Origin of the sequence: Sporosarcina aquimarina, from assembly GCF_023715615.1 — a bacterium.
Taxonomy (GTDB): Bacteria; Bacillota; Bacilli; order Bacillales_A; family Planococcaceae; genus Sporosarcina; species Sporosarcina aquimarina_A.
Genome location: NZ_JAMBOM010000001.1, coordinates 991077 through 1018028 on the forward strand (window position 1 = coordinate 991077; position 26952 = coordinate 1018028).

General features: G+C 42.3%; 25 protein-coding genes. All 25 read left to right on the plus strand.

Features of this window, described 5'->3' with window-relative positions; translation table 11 throughout:
* Positions 1–4 precede the first annotated feature (4 nt).
* The 25 genes from rnpM to ymfI all read left to right on the plus strand — a co-directional run bounded on the left by rnpM (position 5) and on the right by ymfI (position 26905).
* A complete protein-coding gene (gene rnpM, locus M3197_RS04575; protein WP_025785008.1) occupies positions 5–286 on the plus strand; it encodes an RNase P modulator RnpM in 282 nt (93 codons plus the stop codon).
* A complete protein-coding gene (locus M3197_RS04580) occupies positions 283–597 on the plus strand; it encodes a YlxQ family RNA-binding protein (RefSeq protein ID WP_251659003.1) in 315 nt (104 codons plus the stop codon). The genes rnpM and M3197_RS04580 overlap by 4 nt, the downstream gene beginning before the upstream one ends.
* Before the next feature lie 13 nt (positions 598–610).
* Positions 611–3055: a translation initiation factor IF-2 gene (gene infB, locus M3197_RS04585; protein WP_251659006.1), complete on the plus strand. Its 2445-nt coding sequence runs from the start codon at positions 611–613 to the stop codon at positions 3053–3055.
* Positions 3052–3333 carry a DUF503 domain-containing protein gene (locus M3197_RS04590; protein WP_251659008.1) on the plus strand — a complete coding sequence of 94 codons (282 nt, stop codon included), beginning with the start codon at positions 3052–3054 and terminating at the stop codon, positions 3331–3333. Before infB ends, M3197_RS04590 begins: the two co-directional genes overlap by 4 nt.
* A 19-nt stretch (positions 3334–3352) precedes the next feature.
* Positions 3353–3706 (plus strand): 30S ribosome-binding factor RbfA, encoded by a 354-nt coding sequence (gene rbfA / locus M3197_RS04595; protein ID WP_251659010.1) that lies wholly within the window; start codon positions 3353–3355, stop codon positions 3704–3706.
* An 87-nt stretch (positions 3707–3793) separates the two neighbouring features.
* The gene (gene truB / locus M3197_RS04600) at positions 3794–4741 is read left to right on the plus strand and encodes a tRNA pseudouridine(55) synthase TruB (RefSeq protein ID WP_251659012.1); all 948 of its coding nucleotides are present in this window, start codon (positions 3794–3796) and stop codon (positions 4739–4741) included.
* Entirely contained in the window at positions 4728–5675 is a 948-nt protein-coding gene (locus M3197_RS04605; RefSeq protein WP_251659014.1) for a bifunctional riboflavin kinase/FAD synthetase, read from the plus strand. The genes truB and M3197_RS04605 overlap by 14 nt, the downstream gene beginning before the upstream one ends.
* A gap of 129 nt (positions 5676–5804) precedes the next feature.
* Complete coding sequence (gene rpsO / locus M3197_RS04610; protein ID WP_251659016.1) at positions 5805–6074, plus strand: 30S ribosomal protein S15; 270 nt, start codon at positions 5805–5807, stop codon at positions 6072–6074.
* 185 nt (positions 6075–6259) lie between these two features.
* The gene (gene pnp, locus M3197_RS04615; RefSeq protein WP_251659023.1) at positions 6260–8377 is read left to right on the plus strand and encodes a polyribonucleotide nucleotidyltransferase; all 2118 of its coding nucleotides are present in this window, start codon (positions 6260–6262) and stop codon (positions 8375–8377) included.
* A gap of 78 nt (positions 8378–8455) precedes the next feature.
* The gene (locus M3197_RS04620) at positions 8456–9685 is read left to right on the plus strand and encodes a M16 family metallopeptidase (RefSeq protein WP_251659060.1); all 1230 of its coding nucleotides are present in this window, start codon (positions 8456–8458) and stop codon (positions 9683–9685) included.
* 63 nt (positions 9686–9748) lie between these two features.
* The gene (locus M3197_RS04625) at positions 9749–10027 is read left to right on the plus strand and encodes a YlmC/YmxH family sporulation protein (RefSeq protein WP_285851083.1); all 279 of its coding nucleotides are present in this window, start codon (positions 9749–9751) and stop codon (positions 10025–10027) included.
* Positions 10020–10799: a hypothetical protein gene (locus M3197_RS04630; protein WP_251659064.1), complete on the plus strand. Its 780-nt coding sequence runs from the start codon at positions 10020–10022 to the stop codon at positions 10797–10799. Before M3197_RS04625 ends, M3197_RS04630 begins: the two co-directional genes overlap by 8 nt.
* A 4-nt stretch (positions 10800–10803) precedes the next feature.
* Complete coding sequence (locus M3197_RS04635) at positions 10804–11397, plus strand: dipicolinate synthase subunit B (protein ID WP_251659069.1); 594 nt, start codon at positions 10804–10806, stop codon at positions 11395–11397.
* A 96-nt stretch (positions 11398–11493) separates the two neighbouring features.
* Positions 11494–12540 carry an aspartate-semialdehyde dehydrogenase gene (locus tag M3197_RS04640; RefSeq protein ID WP_251659072.1) on the plus strand — a complete coding sequence of 349 codons (1047 nt, stop codon included), beginning with the start codon at positions 11494–11496 and terminating at the stop codon, positions 12538–12540.
* Positions 12541–12563: 23 nt separating this feature from the next.
* Entirely contained in the window at positions 12564–13457 is an 894-nt protein-coding gene (gene dapA / locus M3197_RS04645; RefSeq protein WP_251659074.1) for a 4-hydroxy-tetrahydrodipicolinate synthase, read from the plus strand.
* 101 nt (positions 13458–13558) lie between these two features.
* Positions 13559–15226 (plus strand): ribonuclease J, encoded by a 1668-nt coding sequence (locus tag M3197_RS04650; RefSeq protein WP_251659076.1) that lies wholly within the window; start codon positions 13559–13561, stop codon positions 15224–15226.
* Positions 15227–15298: 72 nt separating this feature from the next.
* On the plus strand, positions 15299–17662 hold the full coding sequence (locus tag M3197_RS04655) for a DNA translocase FtsK (RefSeq protein ID WP_251659078.1): 2364 nt from the start codon (positions 15299–15301) through the stop codon (positions 17660–17662).
* 151 nt (positions 17663–17813) lie between these two features.
* Positions 17814–18542, plus strand: coding sequence for a GntR family transcriptional regulator (locus M3197_RS04660; protein WP_251659080.1), 729 nt, complete (start codon positions 17814–17816; stop codon positions 18540–18542).
* 48 nt (positions 18543–18590) lie between these two features.
* A complete protein-coding gene (locus M3197_RS04665; RefSeq protein WP_251659082.1) occupies positions 18591–19664 on the plus strand; it encodes a BMP family lipoprotein in 1074 nt (357 codons plus the stop codon).
* Positions 19665–19840: 176 nt separating this feature from the next.
* The gene (locus M3197_RS04670) at positions 19841–21409 is read left to right on the plus strand and encodes an ABC transporter ATP-binding protein (RefSeq protein ID WP_251659083.1); all 1569 of its coding nucleotides are present in this window, start codon (positions 19841–19843) and stop codon (positions 21407–21409) included.
* Positions 21402–22448, plus strand: coding sequence for an ABC transporter permease (locus M3197_RS04675; RefSeq protein WP_251659091.1), 1047 nt, complete (start codon positions 21402–21404; stop codon positions 22446–22448). The genes M3197_RS04670 and M3197_RS04675 overlap by 8 nt, the downstream gene beginning before the upstream one ends.
* Position 22449: 1 nt before the next feature.
* The gene (locus M3197_RS04680) at positions 22450–23412 is read left to right on the plus strand and encodes an ABC transporter permease (protein WP_251659093.1); all 963 of its coding nucleotides are present in this window, start codon (positions 22450–22452) and stop codon (positions 23410–23412) included.
* A gap of 181 nt (positions 23413–23593) precedes the next feature.
* Complete coding sequence (yfmF, locus tag M3197_RS04685; RefSeq protein WP_251659095.1) at positions 23594–24883, plus strand: EF-P 5-aminopentanol modification-associated protein YfmF; 1290 nt, start codon at positions 23594–23596, stop codon at positions 24881–24883.
* Positions 24876–26174, plus strand: a complete 1299-nt coding sequence (gene yfmH, locus M3197_RS04690) for an EF-P 5-aminopentanol modification-associated protein YfmH (protein WP_251659097.1) — start codon at positions 24876–24878, stop codon at positions 26172–26174. Before yfmF ends, yfmH begins: the two co-directional genes overlap by 8 nt.
* 2 nt (positions 26175–26176) lie before the next feature.
* The gene (gene ymfI / locus M3197_RS04695) at positions 26177–26905 is read left to right on the plus strand and encodes an elongation factor P 5-aminopentanone reductase (RefSeq protein ID WP_251659099.1); all 729 of its coding nucleotides are present in this window, start codon (positions 26177–26179) and stop codon (positions 26903–26905) included.
* The last annotated feature ends 47 nt before the right edge of the window (positions 26906–26952 follow it).

The following is a 26952-nucleotide window of genomic DNA, read 5'->3' on the forward strand; positions in this document are numbered from 1 at the left end:
ACGCATGGCAGTCAATAACCGAAAAGTGCCGTTGCGCAAGTGTGCTGCTACCGGCGAAATGTTTCCTAAGAAAGACATGATCCGGATTGTTCGCACAAAAGAAGGAGAAATATCCGTCGATTTGACTGGTAAAAAATCCGGACGTGGAACGTATGTATCGAAATCTGAAGCAGCTGTAGAAAAAGCGCAAGCGACTCGAGCCATAGAGAGTCAGTTGGGCAGCGCTGTTCCGGAGCAAGTGTATGCAGATCTATTGCATGCGATTCGGAGAGAGGCTATTAAATGATTTCAACTGAAACTAAAATACTTCAACTACTAGGTTTAGCCGCTCGGGCTAGGAAGTTGACAACGGGTGAAGAACTCGTCGTCTCCGAAGTTCGGGCACAAAGTGCAAAACTTGTTATACTATCAGAAGACGCATCTGACAATACGAATAAGAAATTGTCGGATAAATGTAATAGCTACAACGTTGAGAAGCATGTTTTTGGGAGCCGTGAAGCACTCGGGCATGCAATCGGAAAAGAGTCGCGGGTCGTCCTCGCGGTAACGGACAGCGGTTTTGCAAAAAAGCTGTCCTCGCTCCTCAACGAATTATAACGGGGGTGGGCTAATGACGAAAATACGTGTACATGAATACGCGAAGAAGGTTAACAAATCAAGCAAAGAGGTCATTGAAGAACTAGGTAAAATGAATGTGGATGTTGCGAACCACATGTCGATGATCGATACAAGTTCTGCTGAAAAATTAGATAAGAAGTTTTCAACTACTAAAAGCTCTCCATCTAATAATCAAGGTTCTTCTCGTCCACAAGGACAAAATTCAAATCGTCCCCAAGGTCAATCAGGTAACCGTTCACAAGGACAAAGCAACAACCGTCCTCAGGGGCAGAGCAGCAGTCGACCACAGGGACAAACGGGCAACCGTCCTCAGGGTCAGAACAGTAATCGTCCCCAAGGACAAACGGGTAACCGACCACAAGGACAAGGTAACAATCGTCCCCAAGGACAAAACGGAAACCGCTCTCAGGGACAAACTAGCAATCGTCCACAAGGCCAATCTGCTAATCGTCCCCAAGGTCAATCCAACAATCGTCCATCAAGCGGCGGGCAGAGCTCAGCTCCAGCAGGACAAAACCGTCCTAACCAAGGACCGTCTTCTCAAAATCGACAAGGCGGTGGCGGAAATCGTCGAGGCGGGCGTCCGCCAGCACGCGGCATTAACCAAGGACGTCGTAGACATCGACCAGCGAACCCGATGCCTAAAGTGGAAAAGCCATTACCGGAAAAAATTACGTTTTATGAATCACTATCTGTTGGAGAACTTGCGAACAAACTAGGTCGCGAACCGTCAGAAATCATTAAAAAATTATTCCTTCTTGGTGTAATGGCTACCATTAACCAAGAACTTGATAAAGATGCAATTGAATTGATTTGTGCAGAGTACGATGTTGAAGTGGAAGAAGAAATTCGCATTGATGTAACGGACCTTGAAATTTACTTTGAAGATCCGGATACAGATGAGGATTCTGTTGAAACGGATACAGAAGCAATTGAGCGTCCACCTGTTGTAACAATCATGGGACACGTTGACCATGGTAAAACAACCTTACTCGATTCCATCCGGGATACGAAAGTCACTCAAGGTGAAGCGGGCGGAATCACTCAGCATATCGGTGCTTATCAGATTAAGTCCGGCGGGAAAAAGATCACGTTCCTTGATACACCTGGACACGCAGCATTCACAACAATGCGCGCACGTGGTGCAAAGGTTACTGACCTCACAATCTTAGTTGTAGCTGCTGATGATGGAGTTATGCCACAAACGATTGAAGCTATTAACCATGCAAAAGCCGCTGAAGTTCCTATTATTGTTGCAGTGAATAAGATGGATAAACCTACAGCTAATCCTGATCGTGTCATGCAAGAGTTAACAGAACATGGACTAGTTCCTGAAGCATGGGGTGGAGATACAATCTTTGTTTCGATTTCAGCATTAAAAGGTGAAGGAATCGATCAATTGATTGAAATGATTTTACTGGTTGCTGAAGTTGCTGAATTGAAAGCAGATCCTTCTGTTCGCGCAAAAGGGACTGTCATAGAAGCTCAACTTGACCGCGGTCGTGGTGCTGTTGCGACCTTACTTGTTCAAGATGGAACACTTCGAGTTGGTGACCCAATTGTTGTTGGTAACACATTCGGTCGCGTTCGTGCAATGATTAATGATGTTGGGCGCCGTGTAAAAGAAGTGGGTCCTTCTGCTCCTGTTGAAATTACTGGGCTAAGCAACGTTCCACAAGCAGGTGATCGCTTCGTTGTCTTCAAAGATGAGAAAACAGCCCGTCAAATCGGTGAGAGCCGTGCAGGGGAAGCAATCCAAGAACAGCGTACAGAAAAGACGCGTGTTACATTGGATAACTTGTTCGATCAGATGAAGGAAGGCGAAATGAAAGAATTGAACCTAATTGTCAAAGCTGATGTTCAAGGTACAGTGGAAGCAATGGCGGCTTCTCTCATGAAGATTGATGTAGAAGGTGTCAATGTGAAAATTATTCACACTGGTGCTGGCGCCATCAATGAATCGGATATTTCCTTAGCAGCTGCTTCAAATGCAATCGTCATCGGCTTCAACGTACGTCCAGATGTTAATGCAAAGCGTGCTGCTGATGAAGAGGGCGTAGACATTCGCCTACACCGTGTCATCTATAAAGTTGTAGAAGAAATTGAATCTGCAATGAAAGGTATGCTTGATCCTGAATTTGAAGAAAAAGTAATCGGTCAAGTAGAAGTCCGTGAAACATTCAAAGTTTCTAAAATCGGTACAATCGCCGGAAGTTATGTGACTGATGGTAAGATTACAAGAGATTCCTCAGTTCGTATTTACCGAGACAACATCGTCATTTTTGAAGGAGAACTTGATACATTAAAACGTTTCAAAGATGATGCCAAAGAGGTCGCGAAAGGATACGAGTGTGGAATCACGATTAAGAACTTCAATGATATAAAAGAAGGCGATATTATTGAGCCATACGTCATGCAGGAAATTAAGCGCGTGTGATTGTTTACGCAGAATGTTCGTTCATCATTCCAATGGCGGCTTCTCTTAAAGATAAACGCTCAGTGCTTAAACGCATGATGGATCGTGTGAAAAATGGGTATAATGTTTCTATAGCTGAATTGGATCATCAAGATTTATGGCAAAGGACAACACTGGGTGTTGTCGCAGTTGCTTCATCAACTGAAGCCGCTGAACGTGAAATTCATCGCGTTCAGCGATTTCTTGAGTCCAATCCAGAGTGGGAACTAACTGAAATACAGATTGACTATCTAGGATAGTGAAGCGGGGTGAAACTCCATGTCAATGCGTGTTAATCGAGTTGCAGAACAAATGAAAAAAGAGCTCGGTGACATTATAGGTCAACGTTTAAAAGATCCTCGTATTGGTTTCGTAACAGTTACCGATGTGGAAGTAACAGGGGATCTTCAGCAGGCAATGATTTATATTTCTGTTCTCGGAAAAGATTCTGAGAGAGAAGCGTCACTAGAAGGGCTTAAGAAAGCAAAAGGATTCATCCGCTCTGAAATTGGAAAACGAATCCGTTTGAGAAAAACACCAGAGATCGATTTCGCGTTTGATGAATCCGTCGCATACGGCAACCGAATCGAATCACTTCTACGTGAAGTGAAGGACGACGAGTCGGACAATTAAACAAAAGGGATCGGTATCCAATTGGATTTCCGATCCCTTTTTACGTTTACATAGCACTTAGCTAGCTGGATAAGAGGAGGCGATGAAATGGACGGAATCCTGCCGCTGTGGAAAGAAAAAGGATTGACCTCACATGATTGTGTATTTAAATTAAGGAAAATTCTCCGCACGAAAAAAGTAGGGCATACAGGGACTCTTGATCCGAATGTAGAGGGCGTCCTTCCGATTTGCATCGGCTCAGCCACTAAAGTCGCATCATACATTACAGATTCAGGAAAAGAATACATTGCTGAAGTGTTAATTGGAAAGGCAACCGAAACTGAAGATGCGGATGGCGCTGTTGTTGAGGAAGACTTATCGAACAAGGTCATCACTCGTGAACAGATCCTGCAAGCAGTAGAATCTTTAACAGGTTCTATCACACAGATTCCGCCTATGTACTCCGCTGTTAAAGTGAATGGAAGAAAACTTTATGAGTATGCAAGAAAAGGAATTGAAGTGGAACGTCCCGAGAGAATAGTTCACATCCATGAAATTGAGTTATTAAGTGAAGAGTCTCAATTCCAAGGAGTTGAGCCTCGTTTTACCATTAGAGTTTCTTGTGGTAAAGGGACGTACATCCGGACACTTGCAGTTCAAATCGGAGAACATCTTGGGTATCCTGCCCATATGTCCCAATTAGTTAGAACTGCTTCAGGGACATTTACACAAAATGATTGCCGCACGCTTGATGAAGTGCGCAAGATGCAAGATGAAGGTATTCTAGAAATGTTTTTAAAACCTTTGGAGTCGGCTTTAAATGGAATTGCTGAGGTGAAATTGGATGAAAATGAAGAACTGCTGTCCAAGATTTTAAATGGTCAAGTTCTCCCCCTTCATCCGGTATTCGACTCAGCAGACGAAGCGCTATTCATGTTAAACAACAAAGCTCTAGCTGTGTATGCGCCTCATTCAGAAAAAAAGGGGCTTATGAAACCGGTAAAAATGTTTCCGGTTAATAGAAGAGAGGGGGAGAAAGACCGTGGAAATAATTGAGTTGAAAGTTGAACAAGGGATTGTACAGATTGTAGACAAAGAATTTTCAGTAGCTATCGGTTTTTTCGATGGATTGCATAAAGGTCATCAGGTCGTCATCCAACGCGCAATTGACACATCAAAACAATTAAACAATTTTCCAGCTGTCATGACATTCAATCCACATCCATCTCATTTGTTTACAGATGAAAAAGGTAAGATTGGGTACATCACGCCTTTGGAGGAGAAAAAAAGAATTCTTCATGAAATGGGTATAGACACATTGTTTATCGTTACATTTGATCGAGACCTTGCTGATTTGAGCCCTGAGGAATTTGTTGAACAAGTCTTGAACAAGTTAAATGTGCGTCATGTAACAGCTGGATTTGACTTCACATTTGGTGCAAAAGGCAAAGGAACAATGGAACAGATGGCTTCTTTAGCAAATGGAACATTTGGTACGACACTTGTGGAAAAAGTTGCTGAGAGTGATGAGAAGATTTCATCTACACGTATCCGTAAGTTATTGGCAGAAGGAGAAGTGGCAAAAACAGCAATGCTACTTGGCAGGCCTTTTCGTTCAATCGGCAAAGTTGTAGATGGAGATAAACGCGGTAGGCAACTTGGTTTTCCGACCGCAAATATTATTCCGGGTGCTGAACTTATAGTTCCGCAAAACGGAGTCTATGCAGTTCGATTTACAGTAGACGGAACTACTTATGATGGTGTTTGTAATATTGGCGTCAAGCCAACATTCGATCAGCCTGATGAAGCACGAAAAACGATTGAAGTGAATGTATTCAATTTTGATGGAAATCTGTACGGCAAACAAGCAATTGTTGACTGGATTGACCACATCAGACCTGAACAGAAATTCGAATCAATCGACATGCTCATAAGTCAAATTGCGAAAGATAAAGAAATCGCTAAAAAGATTCTTTCTAAAAAAGACTGACGGTTGCAAGGGGAAGTCTCGCATGCTATGATAGGTAAGTGTACAATGTACACGAACCTTTCCTTGGCATGACGATTCACCAACGTATGCTTGGGACTTGGGGATATTAAAGAATGGGAGGTGACTAGGATGGCTATTACACAAGAGCGTAAACATGAATTGATTAACGAATTCAAAACTCATGAAAACGACACAGGGTCTGCAGATGTTCAGATCGCTATCCTTACTGAAGAAATCAACAACTTGAACGAGCACTTACGTTCACACAAGAAGGATAACCACTCACGCCGCGGTCTTTATAAGATGGTCGGTACACGTCGTCGTCTTTTGAAGTACTTGCGTGAAACAGAAGTTCAGCGTTACCGTGATCTAATCGCAAAACTCGGCCTACGCCGTTAATATTGACAACCGAAAAAGCGGGCTTTGCCCGCTTTTTTCTATGCACACGGACAATAACACTGGCGTTTGTAACTCCAATATCCCATTACTCAATGAAATATTTCGCAAACCATTGCTTAATTTGATACACTAATACGTAATACATACTACGTAAACACAGGATGTAAATCGAGAGGAGATCAATCATGACAGAACACAAAAAGTTTACAATGGATTGGGCTGGCAGAGAGCTCACCATCGAAACGGGGCAACTTGCAAAGCAAGCAAACGGGGCAGTTTTCGTGCGCTACGGAGAAACGACAGTCCTCTCTACTGCAACTGCTTCTAAAAATCCGAAAGCACTAGATTTCTTCCCCCTTACTGTGAATTATGAGGAACGTCTTTATGCAGTTGGTAAAATCCCAGGAGGGTTCATCAAGCGTGAAGGACGTCCGTCTGAAAAAGCAATTTTGACGAGCCGTTTAATTGACCGTCCAATACGACCTCTATTCCCAGAAGGATTCCGCAATGACTTGCAAGTGATTTCACTTGTCATGTCAGTAGACCAAGATTGTTCGTCAGAAATGGCAGCAATGATTGGATCTTCACTTGCAATTTCCATTTCAGATATTCCATTTGATGGTCCTATTGCAGGTGTTCAAATCGGTCGTATAAATGACGAATTCATCGTCAATCCTACGCCAGCACAACTTGAAGCAAGCGAACTTGATCTTGTAGTGGCTGGAACAAAAGATGCAATCAATATGGTAGAAGCCGGCGCGAAAGAAGTGTCTGAGGCTATTATGTTAGAAGCAATCATGTTCGGTCATGAAGAAATCAAGAAACTCGTTGCCTTCCAAGAAAAAATCATTGCAGAAGTAGGCAAAGAAAAGATGGAGATCGAATTGTTCCAACTCGATCAGGATCTTGTTGCATCGATTAAAGAGAGCTGTAATAGCGATTTAGTCCAAGCCATCCAGACTGAAGAAAAGCATGCTCGTGAAGAAGCAATCACTGCTGTGAAAAACGAAGTGATCGCACGTTACGAAGAGAACGAAGCAGATGATGCGACGATGAAGCAAGTTCGTAACGTATTGGAAAAGCTTGTGAAAGATGAAGTACGTCGTCTCATTACAGATGAAAAAGTACGTCCAGATGGTCGTGGACTTGAAGAAATCCGTCCACTTTCTTCAGAAACAGGCATTCTTCCTAGAGCGCACGGTTCAGGTCTATTTACACGCGGACAAACTCAAGCACTTAGCGTATGTACATTAGGTGCACTCGGTGAAGTGCAAATTATTGATGGGCTAGGGTTAGAAGAAACGAAACGCTTCATGCACCACTATAATTTCCCGAACTTTAGTGTTGGAGAAACGGGTCCAATCCGTGCTCCTGGTCGTCGAGAAATTGGTCACGGTGCACTAGGAGAACGCGCACTTTCAACAATCATTCCAGATGAAAAAGATTTCCCATACACAATTCGACTTGTAGCTGAAGTTCTTGAATCTAACGGTTCTTCATCTCAGGCTTCAATTTGTGCTTCAACTATGGCGATGATGAATGCAGGAGTTCCAATCAAAGCACCAGTTGCGGGGATCGCAATGGGACTTGTGAAAAAAGGGGACAACTACTCGGTGCTGTCTGATATCCAAGGAATGGAAGACCACTTGGGAGATATGGACTTCAAAGTAGCGGGTACTGCTGAAGGAATTACAGCACTTCAAATGGATATAAAAATCGAAGGTCTTTCTCGACAGATTTTGGAAGAAGCATTGTCACAGGCGAAAATCGGTCGTATGAAGATTCTTGGTCACATGCTCGAAACGATTGCGCAACCAGCACAAGAACTTTCCAAATATGCTCCTAAGATCATTATGATTCATATCAATCCAGACAAGATCCGTGATGTTATCGGACCTGGTGGTAAAGTGATCAACAAGATTATTGAAGAAACTGGCGTGAAAATCGATACAGAACAAGATGGTACAATCTACATTTCATCTCCGGATTCTGAGATGAACGACAAAGCGAAGAAGATGATTGAAAATATCGTCCGCGAAGCAAAAGTCGGAGAATATTACATGGCAAAAGTAAAACGTATTGAAAAATTTGGTGCTTTCCTTGAGTTGTTCCCAGGAAAAGATGGATTGCTCCACATTTCCGAAATTCAAGAAGAACGTACGAAAGCAGTAGAAGACGTTATGAAATTGGGTGACGAACTCTTCGTCAAAGTCATCGAAATTGACAACCAAGGTCGCGTTAACCTATCGCGTAAAATTGTCATTAAAGAAGAAAAAGAAAAAGCAGAACAAAAAGGCGAGTAATTTATATCGCAAGAAGCCTCCCTCCCACAGTTGTGAGAGCGGGGCTTTTTTGTTTACGGATAATAGGGAGGCACCATAATGGTAACTATTCAAACACTAGAAAATGGCGTAAGGGTCGTAAGTGAGGCGATATCCCACGCCCGCTCGGTATCGCTTGGGATATGGGTAAAAGTAGGTTCTGCCGAAGAGTTGACAGGTGAGGAAGGCATTGCACATTTCATAGAGCACATGCTCTTTAAAGGCACCACGTCCCTTACAGCAAAAGAAATCGCACAGCAATTTGATCGATTTGGAGGTGATATCAACGCCTTTACGACAAAAGAAGCGACTTGTTTCTACGCAACCGTTTTAGAAGATCGTGCAAAAGACGCAGCACGTATCTTGGCAGATATGTTATTGAATTCTAAATTAGATGAACATGAAATGGCGAAAGAAAAATCTGTCATTATTGACGAACTTGCATCTGTTGAAGATTCTCCAGAAGAAGATGCAGATGAACGCTTATGGGCGCTCATGTATCCCCATCATTCCATAGGCAAACCGATTGGCGGCACACCAGAGCGTGTCCAGTCCTTTACAAGACAGAACCTAATCGCATTCATGGATCGTTTTTATACACCGGAACGGATTGTCATTTCTGTTGCAGGAAATTTTAATCATTCTTTGCTACTAGAGATTGAGCAACTATTTGGTACATTTAACAAAACTGTTTTAAACGAGCCACGCCCAACTTTGAAACCGGCTAACTTCACAAATGGAGAAGGTCGAAAAGCAAAAGATATCGAGCAATCCCATCTGTTATTAGGTTACCCAGGTCTTCCCCTCAAGCACCCTGACATATACAGCTTGGCAATGCTCGATAGTATTCTTGGAGGAACGATGTCATCGCGATTGTTCCAAGAAGTGCGAGAAGAAAAAGGTTTGGCGTACTCGGTATATTCCTACTACGCTTCTCATGCAGAGGAGGGGGCATTCGTCATTGGATGCGCAGCTTCTCCAGAGAACGAGAAACAGTTATTTGAAACCGTTCAGTCCGCTATTCAAGAGATTATCGAGCATGGAGTAACTGCTGAAGAACTCAGGAACGCAAAAGAACAAATGCGCGGAAGTTACCTAATCGGCTTAGAAAGTACAGAAGCAAGAATGCATAGAAATGGCAATAACGAGTTGATCCTTGGCGAACATCGTTCGGAAGAAGAAATCATTGCTCGGATCCAAGCAGTTACGACGAAAGATGTAGCAGAAATGGCAAATGCTTTGCTAAGGAATGCGCCTGCAATATCCATTGTTTCTCCAAACCAATACTAATCAAATGGATTGTCAGCTTTTCACATGTTTAATCATAGACTAGTTGTAAAGAGACTAGGAGGAATGCATGTGCTATTGTCTGAACTCGCTCAAAAAGAGTTGATTCAAGTAGAAGAGGGCATCCGTTACGGGTTTTTAGCAGATACGGATTTGTTATTCGATCGTTCGAGCGGTACGATTATTGGATTTGAAATTCGTGATCGAGCGAGTAAAATTCCATTTCTACAAAAGAAAGAAGCATCAAAGCAATATATTCCATGGAGCGAAATCGTATTAATTGGCGAACACCGTATTTTATTTGGTCGAACTCATTTCTTAGATGGAGCAGAGTTTGATGAGTGAAGCGCGTTGGCTCATGATTGGTTCTGATCGTCGGATAGAAGAATGCGCCAGTTTTTTCAAAGAACAAGGCTTGGATGTTACGGTTCACTTACATGATGACGTGTCAGAGGACCTTACAAACAAGATTGTCGAAATTCACCCTACCCATATTGTGTTACCGATACAAGGGATGAAGGGGATGCTCGACTCAAAACTATTTTCCAGAGGGACTGCTTTTTTTACAGGCATTCTTCCTGAAGTCCAGAAAACAGCATTGGAATCATCAGGTCATTTAGTGTCGAGCTATCTAAGTGATGAACGATTTGTTTGGAATAATGCTCTTCTCACGGCAGAAGGTTTCGTGAAAGATTTTTATCTGGAAACCAACACGCCGATTGCTAATACCCATTTTCAACTAGCTGGTTTTGGAAGAGTAGGGAGAATGCTTGCTCACGTTCTCTCGGCATCTGGCGCCAAACTGACGGTTTTTGCAAGGTCAGAATCTCAACTCGGTGAAGCTGAAGCCTTGGGATTTGAAGTGAAAAATCTATCGCCAGATGTTGAATTCAAACCTGGCTTTTTGATAAATACCATTCCCTCTCAATGGCTATCTTTACAGCCAGAAGATACTTTACGTGTGTTTGATCTGGCATCTAAGCCCGGGTGCCTAAAGCCCGGAATGTCCTCTGCATACTATACGTTACACCTCGGTCTGCCGGGAAAACATTTTCCGCAAAGAGCAGCAAGCTACCTGGCAGATACAATTTTGAGGATGTGTAGAGGAAAGGAGTAAAAAAATGCTTGAAAACAAACGTATTGGATTGGGGATTACAGCGTCCCATTGTACGTACGAAGAATTGATACCAATGATTACTAAACTTCAAGACGCTGGTGCAACGGTTGTGCCTATCATTACTCATTCTGTCCTTACAGCAGCTACACGGTTCGGAACTGGTGATGAATGGATTGAAAAGATTGAGCGGGCAACCGGCGAAAAAGTGATTTCATCAATTGCAGGCGCTGAACCTTTTGGACCGTCCACTCCGGTTGATTGCATGATTATCGCTCCACTTACAGGAAATTCGATGAGCCGCTTTGCGAACGCCTCCACCGATTCTCCTGTTCTCATGGCTGCTAAAGCGACGTTACGTAATTATTCACCAGTCCTACTCGGGATTTCAACTAATGACGCTTTGGGATTGAATGCAGCGAATCTAGTCAAATTATTAAACATGAAAAATGTGTTCTTCATCCCATTCGGTCAAGACGATCCCTATAAAAAACCAAACTCCCTCATTAGCGACTTTTCATTAATTGTTGAAGCAGCAGCAGCAGCCATTGAAAAAGAACAGCTCCAACCTCTTTTAATACTTCATTCTTCTAAAAAATAATCCGCCGATTATTCAATGTTATGGTATAATTCCTGCAATACGAATTATCGATGTTCTCATTTTTGTGGGTCATCGTGTTAGCGAAGGAGAATCATTATGCAGACTTATACAGTTGCGATTGTTGGTGCAACAGGTGCAGTAGGCGCTAAAATACTTGATAAACTTATTGAGCGGGCTTTCCCGTTCCGTTCTGTGAAGTTGTTGGCTTCATCCCGTTCAGCGGGTACAGTTATTCAAGCGGGTGGAAGATTATTCACTATTGAGGAAGCGAAACCAGAGTCATTCAATGGCGTCGATTTTGCTTTTTTCAGTGCGGGAGGGGCTATTTCAGAAGAACTTGCGAATGAAGCTACTCGTCGAGGAACGATTGTGATTGATAATACAAGTGCGTTCAGAATGGATGCAGAGGTTCCACTCGTTGTCCCTGAAGTAAATCCAAAAGCACTGAATACTCATAACGGGTTGATCGCAAATCCAAACTGTTCAACGATTCAGATGGTCGTTGCACTTAATCCTATAAAAGAAGCGTTTGGCATAAAAAAAATACTAGTATCTACCTATCAAGCGGTTTCTGGAGCAGGAGCAGATGCGATCCTGGAACTGAAATCACAGAGTGGCCAATTTGACAGCAGAGCGGAAAATTCAGCGTCACAGCTGCCTAGTGCAGGTGCCGAACGACATTACCCGATAGCATTTAATGCGATTCCTCAAATCGATTCTTTCGACGACATGGGGTATACAAAAGAAGAATGGAAAATGATCAATGAGACGAAAAAAATCTTCAATGATCCTTCCATCGCAGTTTCTGCAACATGCGTAAGGTTGCCAGTCGTCACAGGACATTCAGAATCGGTATATGTGGAGATAGATAAAGAAGGCATTACAGCGGAGGAATTCAGTAGGGCGATTGCAAAAGCGCCAGGTGTAGTCGTTCAAGATAATCCTTCAACGCAAACGTATCCAATGCCGCTTTTTGCGGAAAATAAGGACGATGTCTACGTAGGACGCATCAGAAAAGATCCAGATCATCCAAGAGGCTTTCACTTGTGGATTGTCGCTGATAACTTGTTGAAGGGCGCAGCGTTAAACTCTGTGCAAATTGCAGAACAGCTCCTTAAAAATCGCGACGCACAAAACAACTAGATAACTGAAAAGGAAGGGTGCGAATGAAGTTAGGTTCGATTGGTACAGCGATGGTCACACCGTTTAATGAAGAAGGTGAGATTGACTATGAAGTGACACGACTTCTTATTAATCACTTAATCGAAAACGGAACAAATTCGCTCATTGTCAATGGAACAACTGGGGAATCACCTACTTTGTCAGAAGAAGAAAAAGAGCAGTTGCTCGCTCATGCAATTTCGGTTGTGGATAAACGAATCCCTGTCATTGCTGGTACGGGGAGTAATGATACACGCGGTTCAATACGAGCGACGAAACGTGCCGAGCAGCTTGGTGCAGATGGGGTTATGCTTGTAGTGCCCTATTACAACAAACCTGATCAAAACGGTATGTACGTACATTTTAAATCCATTGCAGAAAGCACTTCATTACCGGTATTGCTCTATAACATTCCCGGAAGATCCGGTGTGAATTTATCTGCAGAAACAGTAATTCGATTATCGAAAATATCGAACATTTTAGCAGTGAAAGAAGCAAGCGGAGACTTGGCACAAATGGCTGCTATCCTTGAAGGAACAGACGATACATTCAGTGTTTACAGTGGTGATGATGCGTTAACGTTACCGCTGTTGGCAATTGGTGGATCTGGAGTTATTTCCGTATCTTCGCATATCGTCGGGCTTGAGATGCAACGAATGATCCAGGATTTTCATAGCGGAAAAATTGCCAATGCTGCTGCGCTCCATCAATCTCTCCTGCCATTATTTCAATCGGTATTTTCAAAACCTAATCCAGTGCCGATTAAGTATTTTTTGAAAAAGGCTGGGCTTCCAGTGGGGGATGTACGTCTACCCCTAATCGGAATTTCAGAAGTGGATTCTTATTTGGACCTTACTCTACAAACGTTTCAACAACAATTTGATACAAAAAGGGAATAGCCGGCGAGACTGCCGGCTTTTTTTGTTTGTGCAGAAGTGCTATGTCAAGTATAATGAGAACTAGTCGTTTAGAGCGGGAATTTTATATAGGAGGAAACAATGTGACTAAAGTCAAAAATGAAGTAATAAAAGTCATTCCGCTTGGCGGGGTGGGAGAGTTAGGGAAATCGATGTATGTGGTAGAAATCGATGATGAATTATTTGTTGTCGATGCGGGCCTGATGTTCCCAGAGGAAGAAATGCTGGGAATCGATTTCGTTATTCCAGATATGACATACCTTGAAGAAAATAAAGATCGGGTTAAAGGGATCTTCTTAACGCATGGTCATGAGGATGCAATTGGGGCAATTGCTTATTTACTACAAAAAGTACAAGCACCAGTTTATGGTTCAAAACTAACACTTGCTTTAGCTAAAGAGCATTTGAAAGTGATGCCTGCTCCTTCTAGTGTGAAATTCTTTGAAGTGTCTACGAAGAGCCGCATGAATTTCAAGCGTACATACGTGACGTTTTTCAATACGACTCATAGTATTCCGGATGCACTTGGCATTGTATTCCATACGAGTGAAGGAGCAATTGTTCACACAGGAGAGTTTAAATTTGACCAGGCAGCTAAAGGTCCTTATAAGCCTGACCTTGGGAAAATGGCAGCTCTTGGTGAAGAGGGCGTATTTATATTAATGTCTGATTCAACTGAAGCAGAGCGACCTGGTTATACAACATCTGAAACTGTAGTCGAAACTCAATTGTCAAAAACTTTTTATGGTGCAGAGGGAAGAATTCTAGTTGCAGTCTATGCTTCGAATTTTCTTCGAATCCAGCAAGTTTTGGACAAAGCGGCTGAGGCAGGCAAGAAAGTTGCTGTCGTCGGAAAAAGCTTGGAAAGCTACTTTGAAGTCGGCGTAAAACTTGGCTATTTAAATGTAGGCGAAGATATTGTCATTTCTGTTAAAGATATCGGGAACTACAATGATAGCGAAGTGGTCATTATTTTGACTGGTAACCAAGGGGAACCACTCGAAGCTCTTGAAAAAATCGTCCGCAAACATCATCGCGATATTCGTATTAAAGATACAGATACGGTGTTGATCACTGTTACACCGTCTCCAGGATCTGAGGTCTCCGTATATTCAATGATGAACGAACTTGCAAAAGCAGGAGCAACTGTTCTGACGTCTGCGCGTAATGTTCATGTTTCAGGGCATGGTAGTCAAGAAGATTTAAAGATGATGCTGAATCTTATGCAACCTAAAAACTTCATTCCGGTAACGGGTGAATACAGAATGCTCATTGCTCACTCAAAGCTTGCACAAGAGACTGGTATGCGTAAAAATCAAATCTTCATTGCAGATAAAGGCGATATTGTTGAATACAAGAGTGGTAAGATTAGAATGAGTGGTCGCGTACCAGCGGGAAATATTTTGATAGATGGAATTGGCGTAGGGGACGTTGGTAATATTGTCTTGCGCGATCGTAAACTACTTTCACAAGATGGGATTTTTACAATTGTCATTACATTAAGCCGGAAGCAAAAGAAAATTGCAGCAGGTCCTGAAATTGTCTCCCGTGGTTTTGTCTACGTTCGTGAATCGGAAGAGTTGTTAGAAGAAGCATCCAATCTGATTCGTAAAATTGTAGAAAAATATGTGAATAAAGAAACGTTTGAATGGACAAACATTAAACAAGAGATCCGAGACACGCTCAGCTCTTATTTGTATCAGCAAACGAAGAGACGACCAATGATTATTCCTATTATTATGGAGTATTGATCGAAAGATTCTTCTTAAGGATTTCCTTGCCGTCAGGCAGGAAATCCTTTTTTCGCAAAAAGGAGGTACAGCATGTCTAAGAAAGTTTCAAAAAAGAAAAAGAAAAGAGCAGCTAGTAAGAAAAAAGGGAAATCAACCTTAAATCCGCTTTTGTTTGAAGTAATCGGATTAACAATGCTCGCACTTGCCGTTATTATGATATTTGAATTTGGTATTGTTGGAAGAGGTTTGGGTTCATTTGGAAGATTCTTATTCGGTAATTGGCATGTAGCTTTACCGTTTATCCTAATAGTTCAAGCACTATTATTTATGATAAAACGTGGAGAGCTTGGATGGAAAAATCGAATTGTCGGTGGAAGTCTTTGCATACTAGCAAGCCTGCTCCTATTCAGCCACATCCTTTTGTTCAAGGAACTGTCCGCTAGTCGTGTTCTTATGTCGGATTCTGCTTTAAAGGAAACGTGGAAAGTACTTATCTCAAACGGAGGGATTAGTACTAGAAGTGGAACACTTGGCGGCGGCATGATCGGGGCCGTCCTTTTTGCGATGTTCTATTCACTCTTCGATGCTGCAGGTGCAGCTGTCGCTGGAATATTGCTTTTATTGACAGGACTGATTCTCGTATCTGGTAAAGCACTCGCACCATATCTTGCTGAGTGGTTTCCTGCTGCATTTTCAACTGTCAAAAATAAGCTTAAAGAGATTAGTTTCCGTCCTGCACCTAAAGTTGCCCCAGAAAAAAAGTCAAAACCAATACGGACAACACGTTCGAGCAAGCATCAGAAGGAGCCTGCTCAAGTAAAGGAAACTACAGTCGATGCAATAGCGAAGCCTGAGGAAGAAGAACCCTATGTACAGCCGATCATATCAGCATTTAATGAACGCAATGATGAAGCAGCCGTACCGACTCAAAAAGAGACGGAACCTGCAAGTCCAATATATGAAAAAGAACTCGATGTAACTGAAGCATCCAGAGATCCTTATCAAGGTGTCTCAGGAGAAAAAGAGAACGAATCGTATCAGTTGCCATCGTTTAATCTATTAAAACAACCCCCTGAAAATGACCAGTCAGGGGAATACAACGCAATTCAAGCAAACGCACAAAAACTGGAACGGACATTTCACAGTTTCGGCGTGAAAGCTCGTGTAACTCAAGTCCATCTAGGTCCTGCAGTAACCAAGTATGAAGTGCTGCCCGATACCGGTGTGAAAGTAAGCCGAATTGTCAGTTTGGCAGATGACATCGCACTTGCACTTGCAGCGAGTGGAATTCGGATTGAAGCGCCAATTCCAGGGAAATCCGCTGTAGGAATTGAAGTCCCTAATACCGCGGTTGCGGTAGTGAGTTTGCGTGAAGTGCTAGAAGCGAAACAGAATAACCGCCCTGATTCGAAGCTTCTTATTGCATTAGGTCGAGATGTGACAGGAGAAGCAATGCTCTCGGAGTTAAACAAAATGCCTCATGTGCTGATTGCTGGAGCCACGGGTAGTGGTAAGAGTGTCTGTGTAAATGGAATCATAATAAGCATTATTATGAGAGCTAAGCCACATGAAGTGAAGATGATGATGATTGACCCTAAGATGGTCGAATTGAATGTCTACAATGGAATTCCTCATTTATTGGCGCCAGTCGTTACAGATCCAAGGAAAGCGGCACAAGCATTGAAGAAAGTCGTATCTGAAATGGAAAGACGTTATGAGCTGTTTTCCCATACAGGCACGCGTAATATCGAGGGATATAATACACACATAGACACTTGGAATGAAGAAAATGATGAAAAACACCCGAAAATGCCTTATATCGTAGTCATCGTGGACGAGCTAGCGGATTTGATGATGGTCGCATCCAACGAAGTGGAAGATGCAATTACACGACTTGCTCAAATGGCCAGAGCTGCAGGAATCCATTTGATTATCGCAACACAGCGACCAAGTGTAGATGTCATCACCGGAATTATTAAGGCGAATATTCCTTCCAGAATTGCATTTGCTGTCTCTTCAGCAGTCGATTCCCGAACGATTCTGGATAGTGGCGGCGCAGAAAAGCTACTTGGAAGAGGAGATATGCTCTTCTTACCAGCAGGTGCTTCCAAGCCAACACGGGTGCAAGGTGCGTTTGTTTCAGATCGTGAAGTAGAATCAGTTGTAGACTTTGTCATACAACAACAAAAAGCACAATACCAGGAAGAAATGATACCGACAGAAATAGAAGAAGTCCACCAGTATGACGAGACGGATGAGCTTTATGAAGAGGCGGTCCAATTGGTCGTAGAGATGCAAACTGCCTCAGTCTCCCTATTGCAAAGACGTTTTCGTGTAGGGTATTCAAGAGCAGCACGAATTGTCGATCAAATGGAAATGCGTGGAGTCGTAGGACCTCCAGAAGGAAGTAAACCGAGACAAGTATTGGTAGGGAAAGATTCAACAGACATGTAACACAGGAATTTGTCAGATTTAGAACAATAAGTAATTGAGGAAAATAATTTTTTTGAAACGATGTTTATTTTCTCGTCGTTAAATGTTATAGTATGGGTGAATAGAACGACGTTAAACATCAGAGGTCTGACCTCGGCCGGAGGGAGATGGGTTGATGATTAAGGCAGATCAAAGACATTTATATGTCCAAGTCATCGAGCATATTAAGCAGGACATTGAAGCCGGCGTGTTTAAAGAAAATGAAAAATTCCCTTCGGAGTTTGAACTGGCTAGGACGTTAGGCGTAAGTCGGGCGACATTGCGGGAAGCACTTCGTGTATTAGAAGAAGAGAAAATAATCGTTCGAAAACACGGAGTGGGGACATTTTTGAAAGCGCGTCCATTGTTCTCTTCAGGAATCGAAGAACTATCAAGTGTTTCTTCAATGATTCGGGATGCAGGTATGGAGCCGGGAACGATATTTCTTGAAGTTTCAGAAGCGCTTGCAACGGAAGAGAATATTGAAAAGTTCAGTTGCAACCACAAGGAGTCCATTGTTACTATTAAGAGAGTTCGAACGGCAGACGGTGAACCCGTTGTTTACTGTGTAGACCAAGTAAACGCAAAGAATCTTCAGACGGAAGCAACTGCTCTTATGAAGAATTCAATTTTTGATGCGCTGGAAAAAGATGGGAAAATTCATATTACCCAAGCGATTGCGCATATTGAACCTGTAGGATACGATCATGAAGCATCATCCATACTGAGGTGTGGTGTCGATGTTCCATTGCTTGTATTGCTACAAAAACACTACACGGAAACTGGTGAAATGGTCCTGTTCTCTAAGAACTATTTTCGCGCGGACAAATTTAGCTTCCACGTAGTACGTAAACGGGTATAAGGCGAATTCGCCATAATCATACCAACATATAAATAGGGAGGTCACAAAATGAGTAAACGCAGATTTGGTCTTGCACTGTCCCTTGTACTTGCTGCAGGTACGGTTTTGGGAGCTTGTGGTTCAGACAAAGAAGAAGGCAACGGAAGTGACAAAGGTTCATCTTCTGATGGAGGTAATACATCTGAATTTTCTCTAGGAATGGTAACGGATGTCGGCGGTATTGACGACAAATCGTTCAACCAATCCGCTTGGAAAGGTATTCAGGACTTTGGTTCAGAAAACAGTTTGAAAAAAGGCGACGGAGGATTTGACTACTTGCAATCACAAAGTGATGCAGACTACACAACAAATCTTAATGCGCTCGCTCGACGTGATTTCAACTTGATCTTTGGTGTTGGATTCCTTATGGAAGATGCAATTGATACAATTGCTCAACAACAAAAAGATACTGAGTTTGCTATCATTGATGGCGTTGTTGAACAGCCAAACGTAGCAAGTGTGCTCTTTAAAGAACAAGAGGGAGCTTACCTTGCAGGTGTTGCTGCAGCTCTAATGACTAAATCCGATAAAATCGGTTTTGTTGGCGGTATGGAAATTCCAGTAATTGAACGTTTTGAAGTTGGTTTCCTTGCCGGTGTTAAAGCCGTTAAGCCAGATCTTAAAGTAGACGTTCAATACACAGGTGCATTTGATAAAGCAGAACTTGGTAAAGCAGCAGCTAACCGTATGTATTCATCAGGCGTAGATATTATCTTCCACGCAGCTGGTGGTAGTGGTAACGGTGTATTCAGTGAAGCTAAAGAACGTAAATCAGCAGACAAAGATGCATATGTATGGGTAATCGGAGTTGACTCTGACCAGTACGACGAAGGTCAAGTTGGAGACGATAACGTAACACTGACTTCAATGTTGAAGCGTGTTGACAACGCTGTAAACGATATCGCGAAGCTTTCTAAGGAAGGGAAATTCCCTGGCGGAGAAACAAAAGTTTACGGTTTGCATGATGAGGGTGTAGCTCTTGCAGATTCACGCGGTGCGATTCCTGAAGATGTACTTGCTCAAATCGAAGAGTATGACAAAAAGATTTCCGAAGGTGAAATCGAAGTTCCAGGTGAAAAGTAAGAGGACTCTCAATGAGAGAATGGGGGCCGGTTCATACCGGCCTTCGTTGTTTTTGTATACATAGTCAAAATTAGAAATTCCTAAATTGCCAGACTAAAAGGTTCTATTTGGAATCTTTTATTGTGTTAATTTAACAAGTTAAACTAGTAGAAACTATAAGCAAGGAAGTGAGATCAGTGGAATACGTCATCGAGATGCTGAATATTAAAAAGAAGTTCGGCACTTTCTATGCGAATAACAATATTACTCTCCAGTTGGAAAAAGGCGAGATTCATGCCCTTCTCGGCGAGAATGGTGCAGGTAAGTCAACATTGATGAATGTATTATTCGGTCTATATCAGCCAGATGGCGGAGAGATTAGAGTCAAAGGCAAAAAAGTCGACATCACAGATCCAAACGTAGCAAACGATTTAGGAATTGGAATGGTTCATCAACACTTTATGCTTGTTGAAAATTTGACAGTTACTGAAAATATTATCCTAGGTAGCGAACCTACTAAAATGGGCACGCTTAACATCAAGGACTCTGCGAAAAAAGTAGCGGAAATTTCCAAGCTATATGGGTTGGATGTTGACCCTTATGCGAAGATTGAAGACATTTCTGTCGGAATGCAACAACGTGTGGAAATTCTAAAAACACTTTATCGGGGAGCCGAAATACTAATTTTTGATGAGCCAACAGCATCCTTAACACCACAGGAAATAGAAGAATTAATCAGAATTATGAACAAATTGATAGAAGAAGGAAAGTCAATTATTCTTATCACTCACAAACTACAAGAGATTATGTCAGTTTCTGATCGTGTAACTGTTATTCGTAAAGGGGAAGGAATTGGAACGGTTACTACAGCTGAAACGAACCCTGAAGAACTTGCTACACTTATGGTTGGGCGCCAAGTAACCTTTAAAACTGAAAAAGGACCATCCCATCCTACTGAAGAAATATTGAAGATTGAAAACCTTGTCGTAACAGATTATCGGGGAATTGAAAAAGTAAAAAAACTAAACCTATCTGTCCGTCGCGGTGAAATTGTTGGTCTCGCTGGAATTGATGGCAATGGTCAGTCCGAATTAATTGAAGCAATTACAGGATTGCGCAAAGTGAAGTCTGGTAAAATTATTATGGGTGACAAGGACGTTACAAATAAAAAACCGAGACAAATTACTGAAAATGGTCTAGGACATATTCCGCAAGATCGTCACAAACATGGACTAGTCCTAGATTTTAGTGTTGGTTACAACTCGGCGCTTCAGTCCTATTATCAAAAGCCATTTTCTTCGAATGGTCTTATGAACTACAAGGAAGTAACGAAACATGCGAACAAACTAATTGCGGACTTTGATGTTCGAACTCAAGGTGAACATGAACTTGCTCGCGCCCTTTCTGGGGGGAACCAACAGAAGCTGATTATCGGTCGAGAAGTGGACCGGAACCCTGACTTACTGATTGCAGCACTTCCTACCCGAGGTCTTGATGTCGGTGCTATTGAGTTTATTCACAAACGTCTCATTGAACAGCGTGATCAGGGCAAAGCGGTTCTCTTGATTTCGTTCGAGCTAGATGAAGTAATGAACGTATCCGATCAGATAGCCGTTATTTATGATGGCGCGATCGTTGACACAGTAATTCCTGCCGAAACGAGTGAACAAGAACTAGGTTTGTTCATGGCAGGGCATAGCAAAAGTGAAATTGTTGAAGGCAGTGACGGTGCTGTATTGAAAGAAGGTGATGACGACCATGTCTAATCGATTAATAAATGTGCTCGTTCCTGTGATTTCAATTATCCTCGGATTGTTAGTTGGAGCGGTTGTCATGCTTGTGAGTGGCTACGATCCAATTGCGGGTTATATTGCACTTTGGAACGGTATATTTGGAGATTCTTATGCGATTGGAGAAACCATTCGTCAAATCAGTCCATATATCCTTGCTGGACTAGCGGTTGCATTTGCCTTCCGAACAGGTCTATTCAATATCGGAGTTGAAGGTCAGCTGATTGTAGGTTGGTTTGCAGCGGCATACGTAGGTATGGCGTTCGAATTACCAAAAATCATTCACTTGCCGCTAGCACTACTTGCAGCGGCAGCGGCAGGAGCAATTTGGGGGCTAATTCCGGGCTTGTTGAAAGCGACGTTGAAAGTTCATGAAGTAATTGTCACGATTATGATGAACTATATTGCATTACACCTTGTGAATGCGCTCATTAAAGTGGTGGCTAAAGGTGGATTTAAAACGGATAAAATCCAAGATACTGCATCACTGCGATCGGATTTCTTATCAGAGCTAACAGATTTTTCAACGTTGCATTACGGAATCTTTGTTGCGCTCTTTATGGTATTCATCATGTGGTTCATCCTGGAAAGAATGAAGCTTGGGTACGAGTTGAAATCTGTTGGATTCAATGAAAATGCTGCACAATATGCAGGTATGAGTGTTAAGAAGAATATTGTAATGGCAATGGTCATTTCAGGAGCCTTCGCAGGTCTCGGTGGCGCAATGGAGGCACTTGGAACTTTTGGTAACATGTCTACACGGGCTGGATTTACAGGAATCGGTTTTGATGGAATCGCCGTTGCTTTGTTAGGTGCAAATACTCCACTCGGTGTAGTTTTCGGAGCGAGTTTGTTTGGATCGCTTAAATATGGAGCAAACAATATGCCGAATGCTGCTAATATACCAATTGAAATTGTGTCAATTGTCATTGCGTTAATTATTTTCTTTGTAGCATGTGGCTATATCATCCGCGTTGGTTTACAGCGTATTGGTAAGAATAAGGAGGCGAAGTAAAATGAGTGGCTTTCTCGATATACTATATTTCATCGTTCCAATATCGATTGCTTACGCTGCGCCTCTGATTTTCACCGCAATTGGCGGTGTGTTCTCTGAACGCTCAGGTGTCATAAACATTGGACTAGAAGGACTTATGGTGATGGGTGCGTTCGTAGGAATCGTATTCAACTTATTTTTTGTAGATACATTCGGTGATTGGACGCCATGGGTTTCGATTCTAGTGGCGATGCTCGTTTCGGCAATCTTCTCACTGATGCACGCAGTTGCATCGATTTCGTTTCGTGCCGATCAGGTCGTTTCGGGTGTTGCCATTAACTTGCTAGGTATTGCAATTGCTTTGTTTTCAGTAAAAATGATTTATGGGAAAGGACAAACCGACTTTATTCAGGAGAAAATTCCGCGGTTTAATATTCCCTTTTTACAAGACATCCCGGTAATTGGGCCAATGTTCTTTAAGTCGGTTTATGGATCCTCTATTTTAGCGGTTGCGATTGCAATCCTTGCCTGGTTTATCATCTTTAAGACTCCATTCGGATTGCGTCTTCGTTCTGTAGGGGAGCATCCGATGGCTGCGGATACGATGGGGATTAAAGTCAATCGGATTCGTTATATTGCAGTTATCATTTCTGGTGGTCTTGCTGGTATGGGTGGAGCTGTCTATGCACAAACCATGACGAATGATTTTGGCCATGCAACTATTAATGGTCAAGGGTTCATGGCACTAGCAGCGATGATCTTCGGAAAGTGGCATCCAATTGGAGCGATGGGAGCAGCGTTATTCTTCGGCTTTGCTCAAGCTCTCGCAATCAGTTCCTCTGGAATACCATTTATGCAAAACGTCCCTTCAGTATTTTTGTATATTTTGCCTTATGCGCTTACGATTATTGCGCTTGCTGGCTTTATCGGAAAAGCGAATGGACCAAAAGCCCTCGGAGATCCTTACATCAAAGGATCTCGATAATCAGTTACTGCTCGGAATGTCCAACCAAGGACACTTCGGGCAGTTTTTTGTTGAACCCATTCACTTGTATGAGAACGTTTGGAAATGTATAGTGAAGTTGGAAAGAAGCATACTACTTGAACACGTGATTTGCGTGAGTTTATCGCCATCTACTTATCCTAAAGATTGAGGTGTTTTTTGCATGTTCCATAAATCTGAACTTCAATCTGGCGTGAATTTGTATACACGTCAGACTACACAGTTTAAAACCGTGAGTGTAGCCATTAAGTTTACAGCACCATTGACAGAAGAAAATGCAGCGGCACGTACGGTACTTGCCAATGTGCTAGAGGATTCATCTGCACATTATCCAACCCGCACAAAGTTACGACAAGCTTTGGAAGAGTTATACGGTGCTGTGTACTATACAGACACAAGTAAAAGAGGGAATGAGCATATCTTTACAATTTATGCCGAGAGCGTAAACGAAGAGTATTTACGTAATCCTGAGGTGCCTGTTTTTGAGCAACTTTTAACACTTGTTACAGAGTGCTTGTTTAAGCCGAATTTGACAGATGGCTTTTTTGACGAAGCCACTGTAGAGAGAGAGAAACAAACGGTTATAGACCGAATCGGATCCATTTATAATGATAAAACCCGTTTTGCGAATAAGAGGATGCTTGAACTGATTCGCTCGGGGCAACCAGCTTCACTATCCGCTTCGGGAACGGAAAAAGCGGTCTCTGCTATTACGAAGGAGTCACTAAAAACAACGTACGATCAGATGTTGAGCGAGGATACAATTGATATCTATATTCTTGGAGATGTTGATACGGATCAGCTGACAGATCATGCAAAGACATTATTCCCTTTCATGAAGGAAGCACGTAAATCTGTACCTGTAACAGCATCGACAAAGAGTGAAGGAGCTATTACTGCAAAACATATCCGTGAAAGACAGGAGATGAAGCAAGGTAAACTGAACATTGCTTTCAGTACGCCAGTCGGTTTTAAGCATCCAGATTATCCGAAAATGCAAATGATGAATGGTGTATTAGGCGGATTTGCGCATAGTAAGTTGTTTATCAATGTACGTGAAAAAGAGAGCCTCGCTTATTACTGTTCGAGCTCGTATGCCTCTCATTACGGATTGCTCTATATCATGTCTGGAATTGATGCTGAACAGGAAGAGAAAACAGCAGCGCTCATCGACCAACAAATAGAAGCACTCCGAAATGGCGACATTTCTGACTTGGAAATGCGACAGACGTTAGCACTTTTGTCAAATAGCATTCGTAGTTCATTCGATTCTGCGAAGGGGCAGATTGAAATTTACGACCAATATAAGTTATTGGATGAAAACTTTTCATCGGATAAGCTCATTGAAAAATGGGAGCGTGTAACGAAAGAGGATGTTCAGGAGATGGCCGCATTATTAACGAAGGAAATCACATATCTTCTTTCAGGAAGGGAGGCAATGGATCATGAATAAAATTCACTTTGAACAACTACAAGAAACACTGTATCATCAGAAACTTGAAAATGGACTCAACGTCTATGTCCTCCCGAAAGAAGGCTTTTCCAAAACATATGTAACGTTTACAACAAAGTACGGCTCGGTGGATCGGACATTCATACCCCGTGGTGGGAAGGAACTGGTAACGGTACCTGACGGGATTGCACACTTCCTAGAGCATAAGATGTTTGAGAAGGAAGAGGGGGATGTTTTTCAACAGTTCAGCGAAAACGCGGCGGCAGCAAATGCATTTACTTCGTTTACTCGGACATCGTATTTGTTTTCATCCACTTCTGAGCTATATGAAAATACAAAAACGCTACTCGATTTTGTTCAACAACCTTATTTCACTGAAAAAACAGTGGAGAAAGAAAAAGGGATTATTGCTCAAGAGATTACGATGTATGACGATCAGGCGGATTGGCGTCAATATTTTGGTACCATAGAAAATTTGTTTGAAAACCATCCGGTTCGCATTGACATTGCGGGTACCGTGGAAACAATTCAAGACATTACTGCAGAGCATTTGTATGAGTGTTATGAAACGTTTTACCACCCTTCCAACATGGTGTTCTTTGCTGTCGGTAACGTAAATCCTGAAGAAATGCTGAAGTTTGTAGAACAAGATCAGCTTGCGAAGTCATTTGAAGCACCAGAACCTGTTGTTCGCAGTTTCCCAGACGAACCAGATCATGTTGCGAAAAAAAGAAGTGAGCTGTATATGGACGTCTCTAAACCTAAATTGATGGTTGGAACAAAATGCCGCAAAACAGATATGTCTGGAAAAGATATGTTAATCAGAGAATTGGCATCTGATGTGACGCTGGATATATTGTTCGGCAGATCTTCTGACTTCTTCACCCAAGCTTATAATGAGGGCTTAATTGATGAATCATTCTCTTACGAATTCAATCTTGAAAATGGATTTGGCTTTGCGGCTATTGGGTCTGATACTGATAAGCCTGAAGAACTTGAGAAATTGATAAAAAGAGTTCTCGACGATATGAAAAATAATTGGTCCATTACAGATGAGCAACTTGAGCGAATTCGCAAGAAACGAATTGGATTATTTATGAGAGCCTTGAATTCTCCAGAATATATAGCAAACCAGTTCACACATTACAATTTTAATGAGATGAATTTGTTCGATGTCGTTCCGGTGTTAGAAGGTCTCACAACAGAGCAACTGAAAACAGCATTTGATGATCTATATTATGAAGACGGTCAAACCATCATGACAATCTATCCAATGGAGCAATCGAAGTGAGTTTGAAAAACTATGCTCTTGTCCTCGGTGCTTCTGGAGGGATAGGAGAAGCCATCTGCAAAAGGTTAGCGACAGAGGGCTGGTCTTTGTATATGCATTACAACAACGGGGAACAGATCGTTAACAAGATGCAAGAAGAACTCAGTGAGAAGTATCCTTCAGGTGATTTTAAATGTGTTCAATCGGATTTTTGTCAGCTAGGAGCTGCCGAACGGCTAGCTTCTCAGCTGACGGATGTCCGAGCTGTTATTGTAGCAAACGGACAATCGATGCTAAAACTCTTAACAGAAACAACAGAAGATGAGATGGAATCTCTATGGCGTGTTCATGTCCAAAACCCAGTTCGCATGATTAGTTTACTTTCTGCTGGTTTACGGTCCTATGCATCTTCCTATGTTGTGTTTATCGGTTCTATATGGGGAAACACAGGAGCTGCGGGTGAAGTGATGTATTCGAGTGTTAAAGGTGCGCAGCATGCGTTTGTGAAAGCCTATGCCAAAGAAGCTGCATATGGTGGGATTCGTGTGAATGGTATTGCTCCTGGATGGATTGAAACACGGATGAATGGAGAAATCCCTGAAGATGAAAGACAAATGGTTATGGAAGAAATTCCACTTATGGTTCCAGGGAGACCTGCTGAGGTAGCTGATCTCGTCTGCTTTTTAACGAGTGGCAAAGCCGATTATATGACTGGGGAGATCCTGAAGTTGAATGGCGGCTGGTATATCTGACCAGTTCGTGGACAACTGGAGATCCTTGTTTTAGTTTTTCGCTTTCA

Excerpts from the sequence above, each read along its gene's own strand:
- M3197_RS04680 (WP_251659093.1), top strand. The coding sequence starts at position 22,450 with ATGAGTGGCTTTCTCGATATACTATATTTCATCGTTCCAATATCGATT.
- rnpM (WP_025785008.1), top strand. The coding sequence starts at position 5 with ATGGCAGTCAATAACCGAAAAGTGCCGTTGCGCAAGTGTGCTGCTACC.
- M3197_RS04620 (WP_251659060.1), top strand. The coding sequence starts at position 8,456 with ATGGTAACTATTCAAACACTAGAAAATGGCGTAAGGGTCGTAAGTGAG.
- truB (WP_251659012.1), top strand. The coding sequence starts at position 3,794 with ATGGACGGAATCCTGCCGCTGTGGAAAGAAAAAGGATTGACCTCACAT.
- rbfA (WP_251659010.1), top strand. The coding sequence starts at position 3,353 with ATGTCAATGCGTGTTAATCGAGTTGCAGAACAAATGAAAAAAGAGCTC.
- M3197_RS04675 (WP_251659091.1), top strand. The coding sequence starts at position 21,402 with ATGTCTAATCGATTAATAAATGTGCTCGTTCCTGTGATTTCAATTATC.
- M3197_RS04580 (WP_251659003.1), top strand. The coding sequence starts at position 283 with ATGATTTCAACTGAAACTAAAATACTTCAACTACTAGGTTTAGCCGCT.
- M3197_RS04655 (WP_251659078.1), top strand. The coding sequence starts at position 15,299 with ATGTCTAAGAAAGTTTCAAAAAAGAAAAAGAAAAGAGCAGCTAGTAAG.
- dapA (WP_251659074.1), top strand. The coding sequence starts at position 12,564 with ATGAAGTTAGGTTCGATTGGTACAGCGATGGTCACACCGTTTAATGAA.
- M3197_RS04665 (WP_251659082.1), top strand. The coding sequence starts at position 18,591 with ATGAGTAAACGCAGATTTGGTCTTGCACTGTCCCTTGTACTTGCTGCA.
- yfmH (WP_251659097.1), top strand. The coding sequence starts at position 24,876 with ATGAATAAAATTCACTTTGAACAACTACAAGAAACACTGTATCATCAG.
- M3197_RS04630 (WP_251659064.1), top strand. The coding sequence starts at position 10,020 with ATGAGTGAAGCGCGTTGGCTCATGATTGGTTCTGATCGTCGGATAGAA.
- M3197_RS04635 (WP_251659069.1), top strand. The coding sequence starts at position 10,804 with ATGCTTGAAAACAAACGTATTGGATTGGGGATTACAGCGTCCCATTGT.
- infB (WP_251659006.1), top strand. The coding sequence starts at position 611 with ATGACGAAAATACGTGTACATGAATACGCGAAGAAGGTTAACAAATCA.
- M3197_RS04640 (WP_251659072.1), top strand. The coding sequence starts at position 11,494 with ATGCAGACTTATACAGTTGCGATTGTTGGTGCAACAGGTGCAGTAGGC.
- M3197_RS04625 (WP_285851083.1), top strand. The coding sequence starts at position 9,749 with ATGCATGTGCTATTGTCTGAACTCGCTCAAAAAGAGTTGATTCAAGTA.
- rpsO (WP_251659016.1), top strand. The coding sequence starts at position 5,805 with ATGGCTATTACACAAGAGCGTAAACATGAATTGATTAACGAATTCAAA.
- pnp (WP_251659023.1), top strand. The coding sequence starts at position 6,260 with ATGACAGAACACAAAAAGTTTACAATGGATTGGGCTGGCAGAGAGCTC.
- yfmF (WP_251659095.1), top strand. The coding sequence starts at position 23,594 with ATGTTCCATAAATCTGAACTTCAATCTGGCGTGAATTTGTATACACGT.